Origin of the sequence: Enterocloster sp. OA13, from assembly GCF_022440595.1 — a bacterium.
In the GTDB taxonomy this organism is placed as follows: Bacteria; Bacillota; Clostridia; order Lachnospirales; family Lachnospiraceae; genus Enterocloster; species Enterocloster hominis.
In genome coordinates, this window is the sequence record NZ_JAKNTF010000001.1 from 5,412,823 (window position 1) to 5,429,745 (window position 16,923).

Sequence of the window (16,923 nt, forward strand, 5' to 3'; positions counted from 1 at the left end):
GTGATGAGCTTCCGGTTTTTTATTTGCCGAAACCGGAACAGGAACAGTAGCCGATTGAACCAAGAAATATGAATTCAGAGGAGATTACAAAAATGAGTGAATATAAAAACGAATATAAATTTGAAACCCTGCAGCTTCACGTTGGACAGGAGCAGGCCGATCCAGCCACCGGTTCCAGAGCAGTTCCCATTTACCAGACTACCTCTTATGTGTTCCGTGATTCTGCACATGCCGCAGCGCGCTTTGGGCTTACAGATGCCGGCAATATTTATGGACGCCTGACAAACTCGACGCAGGACGTACTGGAAAAGCGGCTTGCCGCGCTTGAAGGCGGCGCTGCTGCACTGGCAACCGCATCTGGTGCTGCCGCAATCACCTATACCATTCAGGCTCTGGCACAAGCCGGGGATCATATTGTAGCACAGAAAACAATCTATGGCGGCAGCTATAACCTGCTGGCACACACGCTCCCCCAGTTCGGAGTTACCGCAACTTTTGTGGATGCCCATAACCTTGAAGAACTGGCCGCCGCCATACAGTCAAATACCAAAGCTGTCTACCTGGAAACGCTGGGCAACCCAAACAGCGATATTCCGGACATTGATGCAATTGCAGAGATTGCCCATGCACACGGTCTGCCGCTTGTGATTGATAACACCTTTGGCACTCCATACCTCATCCGCCCGATTGAACACGGCGCGGATATCGTAGTCCACTCCGCCACCAAGTTCATCGGCGGCCATGGCACTACCCTGGGCGGTATCATCGTGGATTCCGGCAAATTTGACTGGAAAGCCAGCGGTAAATATGCTCCTATCGCAGAACCCAATCCCAGCTATCACGGTGTCTCTTTTGTGGACGCGGCAGGCCCGGCGGCCTTCGTCACCTATATCCGTGCCATTCTTCTCCGCGATACAGGTGCAACTCTTTCCCCCTTTAACGCATTTCTGCTTCTCCAGGGCGTGGAAACCCTTTCCCTGCGCCTGGAACGTCATGCAGAAAACACGAAGAAAGTGGTGGGATATCTGTCTGATCATCCACAGGTGGAAAAGGTGAATCATCCCAGCCTGCCGGATCATCCCGACCACGCATTGTATGAGAAGTATTTTCCGAACGGAGGAGCCAGCATCTTCACCTTTGAGATTAAGGGCGGACAGGAAGAAGCCTGGAGGTTTATCGACAATCTGAAAATCTTCTCCCTGCTTGCCAATGTAGCCGACGTAAAGAGCCTCGTAATCCACCCGGCCAGTACCACCCATTCCCAACTATCCGGGGAAGAATTGCTGGATCAGGGCATTAAGCCGAATACCATCCGCCTGTCCATCGGCACAGAGCATATTGATGACATTATCGCTGACCTGGAGAATGGTTTTGCTTCATTATAATAGGTAATAGGAATGAAATTGAGATAGAAGGAGGCGGCTGGCTTGAACTGGGAAATTATCGGGAACTATTTGCCGTTGTACCAAAAAGCAGCGGTACTGACAGTAAAAATCGGGTTTATGGGGATAGCGGCCGCCATCATGATTGGGTTACTATGTACCATCATTCAGTATTATAAGATTCCGGTCATCCGCAGGATCGTATCTGTGTACATTGAAATCAGCCGGAACACACCTCTTATGGTGCAGCTGTTCTTCATCTATTATGGCCTGCCCAAAATAGGTATTCAGACAGATGCCGCTGCGTGCGGTGTTGCAGGGCTGGCTTTCCTCGGCGGGAGTTATATGTCAGAAGCATTTCGCAGTGGGATTGAGGCGGTTGCGCCAGTTCAGGAGGAAAGCGCATATAGTCTCGGGCTCAGTAAACTGCAGACTTTCTCTTATGTAATTTTGCCGCAGGCATTTTCCATCAGCGTTCCGGCATTTATGGCGAATGTGATTTTTCTGCTGAAAGAAACCAGCGTATTCTCTGCCATAAGCCTTATGGATTTAATGTTTACCGCAAAGGATCTGATTGGACTGTATTACAAAACTGCGGAAAGCCTTTTCCTGCTGGTGGTATTCTATCTTATTATTTTGCTTCCGGTTTCCGTTTTGGGAAGCTTCCTGGAAAGGAGGTCACGCTATGCCGGATTTGGGTCTTGAGGTGTTGCTGAAAGGGAAAAATCTTGCCCGTATCCTTGGCGGATTAGAGGCAGCACTCAAAATCAGCATGATTTCTGTCGCCATCAGTATCCCGTTGGGAATTATTCTGGGCATCCTCATGACATGGAAAAATCCAATCTGCCGGGCGATCCTGCGATGTTATCTGGAATTTGTCCGGATTATGCCGCAGATGGTGTTACTGTTCCTCGTCTATTTCGGCACCACGAGAGCCTTTGGCTGGGATTTATCCGGGGAGCTTTCATCTGTGATTGTATTCACAGTCTGGGGAACAGCGGAAATGAGTGATCTGGTCCGGGGTTCCCTGATCAGCATTCCCATGCACCAATACGAAAGTGCTGAAGCGCTGGGACTGTCGAGAATACAGAGCTATCAGTACATTGTTCTGCCGCAGGCCGTGCGGAGGTTAATTCCGCTGTCAATCAACCTCATCACAAGAATGATTAAAACCACAAGCCTGATCCTGATGATCGGCGTTGTCGAGGTACTGAAGGTTGCCCAGCAGATTATAGAGGCAAACCGGATGGGCAGTCCCAATGCTGCATTCGGAATTTACTTAACGGTATTCTTCCTGTATTTCATTGCCTGCTGGCCAATCAGCCTTCTGGCGAAATATCTTGAGAAACGATGGAGGTGAGGAGATGTCAGAATCGGTATTAACCATAGAGCATCTGACAAAGCAGTTTGACAATTCTACTGTTCTGAATGATATAAGCCTGCAGATTCGCGAGGGCGAAGTTGTTGTGATTGTCGGCTCCAGCGGCTGCGGAAAGAGTACACTGCTGCGGTGTATCAACGCCCTGGAGGATACCCAGAGCGGTGAGATCCGGCTCCATGGGGAACTTGTCACGAAACGAAGCAGAAACTTAGCCGGGATTCGCCAGAAGATCGGTATGGTGTTCCAGAGCTATGAGCTGTTCCCCCACCTGACCGTGCTGGATAATATCCTGCTGGCACCGACCAAAGTGCAGAAAAGGACAAAGGACGAGGTAAAAAAAGAAGCCCTTGCTCTTCTGTCCCGTGTTGGCCTTGCAGAAAAAGCGAAAAGTTTTCCACGGCAGTTATCTGGCGGACAGAAACAACGGGTTGCGATTGTCCGGGCATTATGTATGCACCCTGAAATTCTGCTGTTTGATGAGGTGACTGCGGCGCTTGACCCGGAGATGGTCAGGGAGGTATTGGAGGTTATCCTAAATCTTGCAGACCAGGGACGGACGATGATAATCGTCACTCATGAAATGCAGTTTGCAAAGGCCGTGGCTGACAGGATCATCTTTCTGGATGATGGAGATATCAAAGAGGAAGGGACACCGGAGCAGTTTTTCGACGCACCGAAAACTGACCGGGCGAAAAAATTTTTACAGACATTTACCTTTGAGCGGAAAGGTTCAAAATAAAATTGATATAGGGCTATGCCCGGAATGGAGATTATTATGAAAAAAATTCGTAAGCTTGTAACCGTTGTACTTACTCTGTCGCTGACGCTTTCTCTGGCTGCCTGCGGTTCAGGAAATTCTTCAAAAAGCAGCGTGACAGCCAACAGTGAGAAAACCCAGAATGTTGTTTACCGTACTTTGGATGAGATTAAGGAGAGCGGCACCATTAACATCGGCGTTTTCTCTGACAAGAACCCATTTGGCTATGTAGATGAAAATGGAGAGTATCAGGGCTATGATGTGTACTTCGCCAACCGCATCGGTGAAGATCTCGGTGTGAAAATCAACTATGTATCCACCGAGGCGGCAAACCGCATCGAATATCTGAAGACTGGTAAGGTAGATATCATTTTGGCAAACTTCACAGTAACACCTCAGCGTGCAGAAGAAGTTGATTTCGCGCTTCCATATATGAATGTTGCACTGGGAGTCGTTTCTCCAGACAGCCATGTAATTGAAAGCCTGGATAACTGGAATGCGGAGGATCCGATCATTGTCATTTCCGGCACAACTGCAGAAATCTATCTGATTGAAAACTACCCTGACATCCCGCTTCAGAAGTATGATTCTTACGCAACCGCAAAGAATGCCCTGGAAAATGGGAACGGTGTCGCATGGGCCAATGACAACACCGAGGTTATTGCCTTTTCATTACAGAACGCCGGATACACTGTGGGAATTCCATCTCTGGGCAGTCAGGACAGTATTGCACCTGCGGTTTCCAAAGGGAACAGCACGCTTCTGGACTGGCTGAATGAGGAAATCAAAGCCCTTGGCGAGGAACAGTTCTTCCACAAAGATTACGAAGCAACACTGGTTGATACCTATGGTTTAGACTACGAAGGCAGCCTGGTTGTTGAAAGCGGAAAGACAAAATAAAAGATGAAAAATATACTGGCTTTTGGCGATTCCAATACCTGGGGTCTGATTCCCGGCACTCATGAACGGTATCCATGGGGAGTACGCTGGACAAGTATCCTGCAGGAAAAAGAACGATGTAATAACACCCGCATAATAGAAGAAGGTCTATGCGGAAGAACAACAATATTCGAGGACGAACTGCGCCCCGGAAGAAAAGGGATTGATATGCTTCCTGTCCTGCTGGAATCCCATAATCCCCTGGATGCTGCAATCATCATGCTCGGAACAAATGACTGCAAAATATTGTATCGCGCTCCTGCCCATGTGATTGGAAAAGGGATTGCGCTTTGCCTGGACGAATTGCTAAAAGTAATTCCAGCAGACAGGATTTTATTAGTGTCCCCTCTTCTCCTTGGAGAGAATGTCTGGAAGCCGGAGAAAGATCCGGAGTTTGATCAGACTTCCGTGCTGGTTTGCAAACGACTGAAAGAAGAATACAGAAAAATCGCCTCTGCAAAAGGAACGGCCTTCATTGCAGTATCAGACTATGCAGCTGCAAGCAGCATTGATGATGAACATTTGACGGAGGAAGGACACTCGGCACTTGCGGATATTTTGTACAGCAAGCTGATAGAAATGAAAGTAATTTAGGAGGCATTCAAAATGGCAAAGAAGGAAAATAAATTCAGGGAATATGATATCTCAACCCAGGCCGTCCATACCGGCACGGACTACGATGAGGGAACCGGCGCGGTCCGCCGCCCGCTCCATATGGCAAACAGCTATAAGCTGCCGGATGATCTCTCACAGGTAAACTACTCTTCCACCGACTTATTGATGTATGCCAGAAACGGCAATCCGAATCAGCATTGGCTGGAGGAAAAGATTGCGGCCTTGTATGGCGCAGATGACGCCATTGTTCTGGCAAGCGGCGTAGGCGCGCTTCATGCCCTGTTCTGGACACTGCTAAAATCCGGGGACCACGTAGTCTACCCGAATGTGAGCTATATGGCCGTCTATCGAATGTTTCATGAACTGTTCAACAAAAAGTTCAATGTGGATACGGTTATGGCAGATATGACTGATCTTGAAGCAGTAAAAAAGGCAATCACTCCCGAAACAAGGCTTGTCCATATTGAAACACCGGATAATCCTACTGTCGGCATAACAGATATAGAAGCCATTGCAAAAATCGCGCATGAAAATGGTGCGCTGCTGTCAGTTGATAACACCTTTGCTTCCCCGCTGAACCAACACCCCCTGGAACTGGGAGCCGATTTTGTGGTGGACGCTCTCACAAAATTTATCAACGGTCATGGTGATGCCCAGGGGGGAGCAATCCTTTCCAACAATCTGGAGACGATGGACCGCATCCGCTATGAAGCGCAGGTTAATGTAGGCTCCGTCATCAGCCCATTTAATGCATGGCAGATTTTCCGTGGCTCCGTCACTTTCCCGCTGCGTATGCAAAGAATCAACGATTCTTCTCAGAAAATTGCAGAGTGGCTTGAACAGAGAGAAAATATCACATTTGTATCGTATCCGGGTCTGCCCAGTAATCCTGGTCACGAATTGGCAAAAAGACAGATGAAAAACGGTTACGGCGGTGTGATTTCATTCGGTATCAATACGGATGATAAGACAGTGGAACGGTTCTGTGCAAAACTGAAAGTTGTCACTTTTGCAGTATCCCTCGGTCACGATGAAAGTCTGATTTTTCCGCAGCCAAGCTATGATGAGCGTATTGATCTATACCCGGAAAAATTCCGAAATGGATTTATCCGCTTCAGCGTTGGGCTTGAAGAACCGGGTGACATTATAAGCGACTTAGACCAGGCTCTTCGGGCTGTCGGATTGTAAATATTTTTTCTTGAAGCAAAGTTTTTTACTCTTTTGACTGGGGAGACAGTATTGAATATGAAGCACTGTTAACTTTAATGTCTCCCCGTATAATACATGCTCTTTAAGTTTTATCAACCTGTCATGTAGCTTAGGAAGCAGTCTGAATATGGTTGCTGCTTTTTATAATTACTCTCCCCGACACATACCAAGGATAATCCGGCAGATTTATTCGTTTTCATCATACGAATTTAATGCGGCTTCTAAAGCATCCGCCAAAGTTATTCCAGCGACAGGCAAGCCAACTAATACAGCACTTTTCACTTCATCCCGCGTAGCACCAAAATCTTTTGCAGATTTGACATGAAAATTCAAACCGCTTCTCATTCTAATAGCAGAGAGCACTGAAATATATGCAAGTTCGTGGGTTTTCCTATCCAATGCACTGGCCTGCGATTGCTTCATAACCATATCCATGTATGCCTTTCCTGTTTCCTCTGTTTCAGTCATAAATAATTTAAAACTGCTTGTTACGTTCTTCATGTCACATATCTCCTTTTGGGGTTATTCTTTGGGGTAAGTCCAAACCTAACTTTAAAAAATTTTCATACCCCTTTTGTGTTAAAGCATATGTGGTTGATGTTCCTGATTTCAGCTCAATCCACTGCTGCTGAACCAGGAACTCAAGAAGTGTATTTCCTAATTTTCCACCTAAATGGTCATAACACTTCCTGCCAACAATTTCACAGTATCGCATCAAAATTCACCTCCTCATAAGATAAGATGACAATACTGTACTCAAAGTCCCGCAAAAGAAGGAAATTTTTAATTATTTTTCAAGCAGTTCCATTACTCGTTGATACCACTCTAAGCACGGTGTCTGATCAGGGATTTGCTGATAATAGTAAGCCACTTTATTCTGAACATCAATATCAAACGAATATCCTTTTTCTTTATAATCAAGGCTCTTGTTATGTATTGAGTTCCGCAGTTCATCCCTCTGTTGGAAAAACTCTATCCAGGCAGCACAGTTGCAAGGATTCTTCGTATCTAAAAACATACAGTGTTCCTGGAAAAAGGAATCCAAATTCATTCTAGCCCGATATAGTAATCCTTTTGCAGCTTTTGGAGTAATGTCGATTATGTCAGCAATTTCATTGATAGATAATCCAAACATATCGCTCAAAGAAAAAACAATCCTTTGATTTACCGAAAGCTTTCTTGCCATCGCCAAAAAGCAGCCGTTTCTCAAAGAAATAACTTCCTCTGTTGCCTGTATTTCATCTGTTACACTTTCAGAAGTGCTGATAAGAAGCTCTCCATCATTTATCAATTCTTCGATATTTTCTACATAAATGGCTTTTTCACGTCCCTCTTTTTTCATTAGCATCTTAAATTCGTTAACACAAATTGTATGCAGCCATTTCTTGATTGCATTTTGATCTTTCAGTTGATCGATATGCTTCCAAACTTTTATAAATGTTTCCTGCGCAATATCCTCGGCCATCTCAGGCTTTCCTGATAATTTCAACGCAATATTATAGATATATGTTCCATATAAAGAAACAACTTCTTCTGCTGATATTGTTTGAGAAGCATTCTTAACTCTTTTATCTGCAACTTCTGGCGCAGGTATATATTCCATTTGGCATTCAACCTTTCTTTCATTTTACACTTCGCATTATATACAGCTAAGCAAGTAACGTCAACAAAAAGTATAATCTGCACGATGGATGTTAATATGCTTCCTAGACAAAATCATTACCAAGAATCACTTTTTACAAATGCCGCAGATTCGTCCGATACCTCCTACCGTTCCCTCTCTTTCATAACTGGTTGGAACCTAACTTCAATTTCCCGTCCATCCTCCTTGGCAGAAATCGTTCCCTCATGGGCCATGATAATCTGCCGCACAATCCGCAGTCCCATCAGGTGTACATCTCCATCAGGCATCTGTCCCTCATTTAAAAAACGGTAGATAGCTGGTGGAATGCCCCGGCCGTTGTCATAAAATACCACATGAGGACAGCCATCTTCCAGCCAGGCACGCACTCCAAGGCTGCATCCATCTTCATTATGGCGGACTGAATTACCAAGGATGTTTTGGAATGCCCGGAACAGGAGCTGTTCATCCGCTTCAAACGAGAATGCCTCAAATTCAGGCTCAATACAGATGGACAGCGGATAATGCTCTGCATCTTTCAGGGAATTCAGTACATCCGCAGCGACCCTGCGCAGGATTGCTGCCAGGAAGACCTTTCTCTTTCGCAGCGGCTGCACATTATATTCCAGCTTGGAGGCAAGGTTCAAATCCTCAATCAGATTCCGGATGCGGACGCTCTGCGCACGGATTAAGCCGGCCTTTTCCCGGATTTTGGGATCTGTATCTGATTGGTGCTCTATCATATCCGCATATCCCATAACCAGGGACAGGGGGGTCCGTATATCATGGGATACCCCGCTGATCCATTCCGTGCGCACTTCATCCCGTTTTTCAAGCTGTTCCCGCTGCGCGGTCAGACGGTCGGAGGTCCGGTTGATGGTATAGGCAATCTCCTTCATGTTCCCGGTTTCCGCCAGATGGACGCTCCCTCCTGACGCCAGCTTTCCAATCGAATCCGCAATCATCCGCATCCGTCTATAATACCGGAATCCGGATACCAATAGGATCAGGACAGCCGCTGCCAACGTACTGATAAAGCTCAACGACAGGAATGTAAATATCCCCTTTAACTTATCCATATCTTGATGGACCGCATAATTCCATATGCTTCCTTTCGGATAGCCGACCACCAAAAGCCCCTTCTCCCCGCCCCATACATAAACCGGATAATCCTCCAGATACCAGCGTGTGAAAGAGGCAACCTGGGAGGTCGTGTATGCATGGTTTAACTGCTCCGGCAGCTGATAGCTCCAGACCGGAGTCCCTGCATCATCCAAAAGCATAGCAAAGGAAGCCCCCATCTCCTGAAGACAGGCGGCCGCCTCCTGTCCGTCTTCATCTACCACCTCATATACCCGGGCGATGGAATACCTCTTTCCGCCGCTGTCATTATCATATACCTTTGAGGTAATGACGGCCAGCAATACAAACTGCAGTAAAACAAACATAAAAATGATTACCAGTGCCGTAACAATATAATTAAAATAGATCCTCATCAGGCTTTTCATCTGTTCAACCGATACCCTAATCCTTTCACCGTAATTAAAAATGCCGGTTCCGATGGCTTCTCCTCTATCTTTTCCCGCAACTTGCGGATATGTACCATCAATGTATTCTCATAATCAATATAATTCTCTCCCCAGACCGACTCCGACAGGACATCAAATGTCAGTATCCTTCCCCGGTTTTCCATAAACAGTTTCAGAAGCTGGTATTCTTTATTCGTCAGGGAAATGGTCCTCCCCGATCCGTCCAGAACCCTCACCACCCCTGCAGACAAATCCACCTCCCGGTTACCCAGCCGGTAACACTCTGGCTGCTCCTCCAGCCGATAGGTCCGTTTTAAGATTGCTGAGATACGCAGTACAAGCTCCCTTGGAAGAAATGGTTTCGTCATATAGTCATCCGCCCCCAGATCGAGTCCCTGGAGCCGGTCCTCATCCTGATCCCGTGCGGACAGGAACAGAACCGGAATACGCTGATTTTCCAGCACGGCCTTGAGCCGCTGGAAGAAAGAAAACCCGTCCTCAAACGGCAGGTTGACATCCAGAATCAGGAAGTCCACATCGCCGTTTTTTATCCTATCCTCTGCTTCCCTGCAGGAAAATGCTGTCCCCACATAGGAAAAGCCTTCCTGCCTACAAATATTTTCCACCAGGCTGCACAGCTCCTGGTTATCATCCACCACTAAAACGCGCGCTTCCGTAAGCTTCATTCCAATCACCTGCCTTTTGGTTTATTATAGCCGATTTACCGTGACAGGGAATCACTTTTTAAATCATTTAAGGTAAATTTAAGGTTGTGGAAAGGAAGGCATAAGGATATTACGCTATTCTGAATTCGATAGAAAGCGGCAGCGGAAAAAACAGAAGATGTTCTGCATTTTATGCCGCCTGACTGACAAGGAGGATATCAAAATGGCACAATATATCATTGAAACCAACCAGCTTACAAAAACCTACCGGGGTACTCCGGCCGTGGACCATCTGGATCTTCGCATTCCGGAGGGCGCCATCTATGGATTTCTAGGCCCCAACGGCGCAGGCAAAAGCACCACCATGAAAATGCTCCTGGGATTAATCAGCCGGGACGGCGGGAGTATCCGCATTGGCGGGACAGAGCTGAATGACCACAGCCGCATCTCCATCCTGAAACAGATAGGTTCCCTGATTGAGAACCCTTCTTATTATGGCAATCTCACCGCATATGAGAACCTTCAGATCAGCTGCATGCTGAGGGGACTTCCCTACACGGAGATCGACCGGGTCCTGTCCATCGTGCGCCTGGATGGGCAGAAAAAGAAGCGTACCGCCCATTACTCTCTGGGTATGAAGCAGCGCCTTGGCCTGGCAAATGCCCTCTTAGGTACTCCCAAACTGGTGCTTTTAGATGAGCCCACCAATGGACTGGACCCGGCCGGTATCCATGAAATGCGGGAACTGATTAAAAACCTCCCGAAACAGTTCGGAATGACGGTGATGGTGTCCAGCCACCTTTTGTCGGAAATGGAACAGACCGCCAATCACATCGGCATCATATCCGGCGGACAGCTGATATTCCAGGATGCCATTTCCATGCTCCAGGCACGCAGCACCAGCCAGATTTACCTGCGCACCTCGGATGACACAGGCGCCGCCTCCCTGCTGCGGGAAAATGAAGATCTCTCCAACCTGTTTTGTGAAAGAAAGGATACCATTCCCTCCGACAGCTTCTGTTATTTCTCCGCCGACGGCATCCGCCTTCCCTTCCTTCCGGACCGGATACTGGCACAGGTGATCCGCAGCCTGCTGGACCACGGAATTGAACTGTACCGGGCGGAGGAAAAGCGGCAGAACCTGGAGGATATTTATCTTGGCATGGTAAAGGAGGCGGGACTATGAGTAAAAAGACAGAATTTGCCCTGGAAATGCGCAAACTGCGCCGCCGCCACATCCCGCTTCTGTTCCTGATGGTATTTGTCCTCATCACGGCCTGGACATACTGGTGCATCGATGACCTGGACGTCTCCAGTCTGAATGATGTGAGCGCCATGGTATTCACCAACCTACTTCTGATGAACACGATCCTGTGTCCCATCGTCATGGCGGCCCTGGCCAGCCGGATGTGCGATATGGAACAGATGGGGAATACCTACAAATGGCTCTGTACCATGCAGAAACCGGAACATATCTACCGTGGAAAAGTAATGGCAGGCAGTTTTTATATCCTCCTGTTCACCCTGATGCAGACGGTTCTCTTCTGGATCATTTCACAGCCATATGGCGCGGGCGTCGTGTCCCGTCTGCCGGGATATTTTACAACGATATTACTGACCTCTCTCTGCATATTTATCCTTCAGCTGAACCTTTCCCTCAAGTTTACCAACCAGCTGACGCCTATCTTTATAAGCATAGGAGGCACGTTTACCGGACTGTTTTCCTGGTTCTTGAATCGGTGGCCGCTGCGCTATCTGATTCCATGGGGCTACTATGCATCACTGTGTAATGCAGGGTATAACTATGATGAAACTACACGGTACACCACCTATTACTGGGATATGTATCCGTTTCTTTGGATGGCCGTCCTGACTGCCGCAATTATCATCCTGTACCGCCATGGACAGAAACATTTTTTAGAAACGGTACGCGAAACCATATAAGGAGGAAAATCTGATGATCGTAAAAGCAATAATCTGCGAACGCATGAAATGCAAGGGGACCCTGATATGGCCGGCCTTTCTATTGATTCCCGTCATACCAATCTTACTCGGAGCGGGGAATTACCTGTCCAACCTGGAGATTTTGAAATCCGGCTGGTATTCCTACTGGACCCAGGTGACCTTATTCTATGCCACCTTCTTCTTTGCTCCTTTAATCGGAGCATACTGCGCATTTTTGTGGAGATATGAGAATTTCAACAGCTGCCGGAATACCCTGTTCGCCCGCCCGATTCCGTATCACACCATCTACTTATCCAAGTTCATCCTGGTATGCGCCATCTCTGCTATGACCCAGATATGGTTCGCCCTGCTCTTTATTGCCTCCGGGAAGCTCATCGGCCTGCCGGGCCTGCCACCCGCCGACCTCTGTTTCTGGATGATCCGCGGACTGGCCGGCGCCTTTGTGATCGCAGCTCTGCAGTTTCTGGCTGCCACTGAAATACGGAATTTTGCCACTCCCATTGCCATCGGATTGGTAGGCGGCGTTACGGGCATGATTGCTGCCAATAGTAAGGCAGGCCTCCTCTGGCCCTATTCCCAGATGCTTTTAGGTATGAATTCCAACAAATCGGAGGACGTGCTGGGACAGAATGCCGCAATCTTCTTTGTGATATGCGTGGTTTATCTGCTGGGGGTATCTTTGATAGGGATTAAAAGAATAAAGCGGAATAATTGAGTGCAATAAAGTGAATATATATTAAAAAGGCAGGCTGAAAGTGAAAATCAGCCTGCTTTTTCATTTAACGCCTATTACTCTCTTTAATCCACCTTCTAGGGCCTGCCTGCGCATTTTCTTCACTGACAACGTTATATTCTCTGATTCAAACTCTCAGTGGGTGGAATTGCCCTGTTTAGTGTCATATTCTTTTTACCGCTGTCAGTTCTCTATATCCATCATGGTACCGATAAATATGGGGGTATTTGTATTGCAGTCGATTAGCATATAAAGGAAGGGGCGGTCGAGATATACGGTTTTATAATCCTTCGGCTCGATGGCGCTGCCTTCTGATTTCATTTCCACAGCCGTCGAAGCCCCGGCTTTCGTTCCTTGTTCATCCACAGCAATATAAGTCTTGTGAAGCACGCGGGAAATATAAATATTCCCATCCACTGAATCACCGATACCGGAAAAATCTGCTGCGGTGGGGTCAAATGCATCCGTCATTCCCATCCCCACAAGGATACCGCTCATTTCCGCGTCATATTCGCTCTCAAATTTAGGAATAGCCGCATTAACCTGAACATCTTCCGGAATACTGAGGAGAGCCGATAGACCATCTCCCGTAAGGGTGGAAATATAGTCCGCTACTGAAACTCCCTCATTGGGCAGCAATGCAGCAAAAGCATACTTCCGATCCATGTAGTATTTAATGAACCCAGTGGCATTTTCATCTTCCAGATAATTGGATTCTTTTGAATACATCAGCTCTACATTTCTTGTAGTTCCGTCTTCCAGCGTAAACACACCGTCCCGAACCTGATCTTTTTCATAAATGTTCTGCCACTCCGCATCAAAGGCAATCGCATTAACAAGGTACATGACCGAATCAGCAGAAATCTTATCCACCATTTTCTCAATCATGCCATCTGTATGATTATTAACCCAGCCGTTCATATCTTTTAATGTACCTTCATCAAAAGCTGCCTTAAAGATACCTGCTCCATAATAATCAGCATTGGTCTGTAAAAATTGTGGCTCCACAGTAAAACCTTCGCTGTCTTTAAACCAAATGGAATTGGCCATATGCAGTTTATATTTTTCGCTGGACGGCAGAGTGTTTTTATACGCAAAAAGGGTTGTATTGACATTTTTAGTGGGCATGCCAAATGTATTTTCCATCTGCATAAGCGTATTACCACCAGCTCCATTTGCAGTCATACCAAGAGCATTAAGGACAGACAGCGGGGAAAGCAAAATACTTTCTCCTTCTACAGCACTTTGTTTGAAAAGCCTCACCGTAAAATCAGTAATAGCCCTAGAATCTTCCACGGTGCTGTCTGTTTGCGTGCTGACAGAATCGGTCGATATATTCTCCATCAAGTCTTTCGTCCCGGCTTGTGTACTACAACCGGAGAGGACTGGCAGTAAAGATAACGCTACCACAAGGTATAGAATTGTTACCGCTGTTTTTCGCTTCATTGTGTTGTCTCCCTTCCTCATTTCTAACATTTTCACTATATCTTAGCTGCTTTACTCAGTCCTCTTGGACATAGAGTTTTATGTTCTATTACTATTTGAAAATTCCTGTAACTCCATATTTATAAAGCCTGATATCATTTCCCGATATAATGCTTCTACCATGCCTGCATCTGCGCCATACTCCTCTGCTTTTTTCCGGACTTTGGCAATTACTGCTTCTACACGATCCGGGGCTTTGACGCCGGCCTCATTCTTCTTAAATTTAGACGCCTGAATAACGAAATCTCTTCTTTCTGCTATCAATTTTATGATCTTGTTATCGATTCGGTCAATATTAGAACGTACCTCTTCTAAACTACTACACTGCATGATTGATTCTCCTTCCAAATTATATGGATGCTACTCTTGCTTTTCTCATAAACCTCCAACAATTTCTAATGCAAGGTTTACAATGTTCTCACGTATACTGTATTGTTGCTTCCAATTGCGGCAATCCCATTTCTCACAGTCTAAATTATCACCTGCATAGAGGATCTGGACCAGCGGAAGATTGTAGAATTTTGCTACCGCATAAAAAGCAGCACATTCCATCTCTACGGTGATGCAACCCTCGCTCACACGCCTTTTAATTTTTTCTGCAGTCTCCCGATAGAATGCATCGGTTGTCCAGGTCTTACCTTCTACATATGGTACTGACATATCCTTCAGAAGCTGCTTTACCGTTTGCAAAGCAAATGGATCGCAGGTGACTTCCCTGGACGGTTCAAGATAATGATATGAAGTTCCTTCGTCCCTTACTGCTGAAACCGGCAGGATAAGGTTCCCTACTTCAAGTTCGGAACACAAGCAGCCAGCCGCCCCACAGACGATAAACTTTTCAACGCCCATTGCATGCAGTTCTTCAATCGTTCCGGCTGCTCCAGGCGCTGTAGCAAATGGCATAGTGATGCATATCCTTTTTCCATGAATGTCCAACTCATAAATCGGTATATCAACTATTTCAGAATGTAAATACCCGATAATTCTGCTATTTTTCCGCTTCACAATCTTATTTATTGCCTCTTTAAAAAAAGAGATCACACAATATTCTGGTAAAATCTTATTTAGAAATGAAGCAGCGGTTATTTTTGCTTCTCTATCTGAATCAAATTCCAAAATAGGGATTTTATTATATCTTATCATAGCAGTAATCTACCCATTCCTTTACTCTTTCTCCAACCTCATTTGGGTTCATGTTCTCTACATTAAGAATATCCACATCTGGTCTGTTAAAAAACCAGTCTCTTTTCAATGGAAACAGATGTGTTAAATAATACTCAAAAAATTCTCTGGAGCGTGTCATATCCATTTCTTTATGTCTCCGCAGTGCATCTTCCGATGCATTCAAAAACAGAATACGATCCGGCATACATCTGCGCACTGCTTTTAACTCTGGCTCAAGCGCCTTTTCTATCTCCCATTCCAATCCCAATGATTTCGGATAGTTAAATGTATAGAATTCAATTTCTTCTGCTCCGAAATCCATAACAGTACATGGATACTTTTGAGCCTGTTCCCAACGCCAGACTTCATTCATCAGCCATAGCTTCTGAATTTCCACATAGTCTTCATATCTGTTTTTATTTAGCTTCCTCCGTTTGATTTCTTCTATTACATCAGAATTTGATTCATAACTTATGTTTATATAGGGTGCATACTGCTGCAGATATTTTATTGCAGTTGTTTTTCCTACGGCCATACATCCTTGTAGCGATAATATTAAAGCCATTTTTACCTCCAGATTTTTTGTTATCTAAAAATTTAACTGATTGAGACAGGACAATCCATAATTCCTTATTTCCGTATCACCAACATCGTGTCCGCACCTTTTTGAAATTCATAACCGACCGGCTCTACCTGCACCTCATACTGATTCTGATTCTGATTCTGGAAATAGCAGGCTACCTGCTGCGCAAGCTGTGTCTTCTCCGCATCCAGATTCACCAATGGGAATATCCGTATCTCTTTGCATATCCGCAGCATTTCCTCTATTGAACGGATATGGAATTTAAACCCCAATGACGGATACAACAACAGGAAGTGGGAACTAAGCCCCAAATCGAAACGATTGTCTTCAAATCCGGTCCTCCCCGGCAGTTCGTGATACTGATACCGCCACTCCGCAAAACCCTTTTCAAAGTCGGCCAGAAACATCTGGATTGCGGAAAGCCTGACCTGCTCCAGCGCCTCCAGGCTCTTTATCTTATCCCATCTATAATGCTCCTGGTTCTGCCGCATCTGCTCCATGACAATTCCCCGTGTTTTCTCCAGTCTGCCTGCAAGCTCCTGCTTGGAAAACTGGTAGATGGGGTCAAGCGAAAGGATATGCCCTCCCTTCAATGTTCCTTCTGCATTAAAACTGGCCGGCCCATCTCCAAAGCTTACAATTGATTTTGTACTGATTTCCTCATCTGTTAAATGAAACATATCCTGATATTCACTAAGCCTTCTTCCCCATGGGACTACATTCTTCAATAAAATTGCCATAATTTTTCCTCCTGAATTCTACCCGTTATCTGCACCACCACCAATCCACATCCATAGAACCAGCTCCTTTCAAAAAAACAAAAAGCTCCCGTCCCCAAAGGAACAGAAGCCGTAAACTCTGCAATGCCACCTACTCGGTTTTTCACATACAAACA

At 46.0% G+C, this 16,923-nt stretch carries 20 protein-coding genes; 10 read left to right on the forward strand and 10 right to left on the reverse strand.

Features of this window, described 5'->3' with window-relative positions:
* The first annotated feature begins 92 nt into the window (after positions 1-92).
* Genes MCJ35_RS24090 through MCJ35_RS24120 form a run of 7 tightly spaced genes read left to right on the forward strand, consistent with a single transcriptional unit; the run spans position 93 to position 6,262 of the window.
* Positions 93-1,385 carry an O-acetylhomoserine aminocarboxypropyltransferase/cysteine synthase family protein gene (locus MCJ35_RS24090; protein ID WP_025484872.1) on the forward strand — a complete coding sequence of 431 codons (1,293 nt, stop codon included), beginning with the start codon at positions 93-95 and terminating at the stop codon, positions 1,383-1,385.
* A 42-nt stretch (positions 1,386-1,427) separates the two neighbouring features.
* Positions 1,428-2,087, forward strand: coding sequence for an amino acid ABC transporter permease (locus tag MCJ35_RS24095; protein ID WP_025484870.1), 660 nt, complete (start codon positions 1,428-1,430; stop codon positions 2,085-2,087).
* Entirely contained in the window at positions 2,068-2,742 is a 675-nt protein-coding gene (locus tag MCJ35_RS24100) for an amino acid ABC transporter permease (protein ID WP_025484869.1), read from the forward strand. Before MCJ35_RS24095 ends, MCJ35_RS24100 begins: the two co-directional genes overlap by 20 nt.
* A 4-nt stretch (positions 2,743-2,746) precedes the next feature.
* Positions 2,747-3,502, forward strand: a complete 756-nt coding sequence (locus MCJ35_RS24105) for an amino acid ABC transporter ATP-binding protein (RefSeq protein ID WP_025484867.1) — start codon at positions 2,747-2,749, stop codon at positions 3,500-3,502.
* A gap of 36 nt (positions 3,503-3,538) precedes the next feature.
* Positions 3,539-4,420 (forward strand): transporter substrate-binding domain-containing protein, encoded by an 882-nt coding sequence (locus MCJ35_RS24110; protein WP_025484866.1) that lies wholly within the window; start codon positions 3,539-3,541, stop codon positions 4,418-4,420.
* Between the two features lie 3 nt (positions 4,421-4,423).
* The gene (locus tag MCJ35_RS24115) at positions 4,424-5,053 is read left to right on the forward strand and encodes a GDSL-type esterase/lipase family protein (protein ID WP_025484865.1); all 630 of its coding nucleotides are present in this window, start codon (positions 4,424-4,426) and stop codon (positions 5,051-5,053) included.
* A gap of 12 nt (positions 5,054-5,065) precedes the next feature.
* Positions 5,066-6,262, forward strand: a complete 1,197-nt coding sequence (locus tag MCJ35_RS24120) for a trans-sulfuration enzyme family protein (RefSeq protein ID WP_025484863.1) — start codon at positions 5,066-5,068, stop codon at positions 6,260-6,262.
* A 207-nt stretch (positions 6,263-6,469) separates the two neighbouring features.
* Here the strand turns inward: MCJ35_RS24120 and MCJ35_RS24125 are convergent, their stop codons facing one another.
* The 5 genes from MCJ35_RS24125 to MCJ35_RS24145 all read right to left on the reverse strand — a co-directional run bounded on the left by MCJ35_RS24125 (position 6,470) and on the right by MCJ35_RS24145 (position 10,119).
* Positions 6,470-6,784 carry a carboxymuconolactone decarboxylase family protein gene (locus MCJ35_RS24125; RefSeq protein ID WP_025484861.1) on the reverse strand — a complete coding sequence of 105 codons (315 nt, stop codon included), beginning with the start codon at positions 6,782-6,784 and terminating at the stop codon, positions 6,470-6,472.
* A 1-nt stretch (position 6,785) separates the two neighbouring features.
* Complete coding sequence (locus tag MCJ35_RS24130; RefSeq protein ID WP_051400629.1) at positions 6,786-6,998, reverse strand: hypothetical protein; 213 nt, start codon at positions 6,996-6,998, stop codon at positions 6,786-6,788.
* Between the two features lie 72 nt (positions 6,999-7,070).
* A complete protein-coding gene (locus MCJ35_RS24135) occupies positions 7,071-7,886 on the reverse strand; it encodes an RNA polymerase sigma factor (protein WP_240299677.1) in 816 nt (271 codons plus the stop codon).
* Between the two features lie 164 nt (positions 7,887-8,050).
* Entirely contained in the window at positions 8,051-9,352 is a 1,302-nt protein-coding gene (locus MCJ35_RS24140) for a histidine kinase dimerization/phospho-acceptor domain-containing protein (protein WP_240299678.1), read from the reverse strand.
* Positions 9,353-9,408: 56 nt separating this feature from the next.
* On the reverse strand, positions 9,409-10,119 hold the full coding sequence (locus MCJ35_RS24145; RefSeq protein ID WP_025484856.1) for a response regulator transcription factor: 711 nt from the start codon (positions 10,117-10,119) through the stop codon (positions 9,409-9,411).
* Between the two features lie 202 nt (positions 10,120-10,321).
* Here MCJ35_RS24145 and MCJ35_RS24150 point away from each other — a divergent pair, with 202 nt between their 5' ends.
* Genes MCJ35_RS24150 through MCJ35_RS24160 form a run of 3 tightly spaced genes read left to right on the forward strand, consistent with a single transcriptional unit; the run spans position 10,322 to position 12,778 of the window.
* Positions 10,322-11,284: an ABC transporter ATP-binding protein gene (locus MCJ35_RS24150; protein WP_025484855.1), complete on the forward strand. Its 963-nt coding sequence runs from the start codon at positions 10,322-10,324 to the stop codon at positions 11,282-11,284.
* Positions 11,281-12,042 (forward strand): ABC transporter permease, encoded by a 762-nt coding sequence (locus MCJ35_RS24155; protein WP_025484853.1) that lies wholly within the window; start codon positions 11,281-11,283, stop codon positions 12,040-12,042. Before MCJ35_RS24150 ends, MCJ35_RS24155 begins: the two co-directional genes overlap by 4 nt.
* Positions 12,043-12,055: 13 nt before the next feature.
* Positions 12,056-12,778 (forward strand): ABC transporter permease, encoded by a 723-nt coding sequence (locus tag MCJ35_RS24160; RefSeq protein WP_025484852.1) that lies wholly within the window; start codon positions 12,056-12,058, stop codon positions 12,776-12,778.
* A 201-nt stretch (positions 12,779-12,979) separates the two neighbouring features.
* Here MCJ35_RS24160 and MCJ35_RS24165 read toward each other — a convergent pair whose 3' ends face one another.
* The 5 genes from MCJ35_RS24165 to MCJ35_RS24185 all read right to left on the reverse strand — a co-directional run bounded on the left by MCJ35_RS24165 (position 12,980) and on the right by MCJ35_RS24185 (position 16,768).
* Complete coding sequence (locus tag MCJ35_RS24165) at positions 12,980-14,242, reverse strand: serpin family protein (protein ID WP_034577257.1); 1,263 nt, start codon at positions 14,240-14,242, stop codon at positions 12,980-12,982.
* A gap of 78 nt (positions 14,243-14,320) precedes the next feature.
* Positions 14,321-14,611, reverse strand: a complete 291-nt coding sequence (locus MCJ35_RS24170; protein ID WP_025484850.1) for a chorismate mutase — start codon at positions 14,609-14,611, stop codon at positions 14,321-14,323.
* Between the two features lie 45 nt (positions 14,612-14,656).
* Complete coding sequence (locus MCJ35_RS24175; RefSeq protein ID WP_025484849.1) at positions 14,657-15,424, reverse strand: nucleoside phosphorylase; 768 nt, start codon at positions 15,422-15,424, stop codon at positions 14,657-14,659.
* On the reverse strand, positions 15,411-16,010 hold the full coding sequence (locus MCJ35_RS24180) for an AAA family ATPase (RefSeq protein WP_025484848.1): 600 nt from the start codon (positions 16,008-16,010) through the stop codon (positions 15,411-15,413). Before MCJ35_RS24180 ends, MCJ35_RS24175 begins: the two co-directional genes overlap by 14 nt.
* Before the next feature lie 65 nt (positions 16,011-16,075).
* Positions 16,076-16,768: a hypothetical protein gene (locus tag MCJ35_RS24185; protein WP_025484846.1), complete on the reverse strand. Its 693-nt coding sequence runs from the start codon at positions 16,766-16,768 to the stop codon at positions 16,076-16,078.
* Between the last annotated feature and the right edge of the window lie 155 nt (positions 16,769-16,923).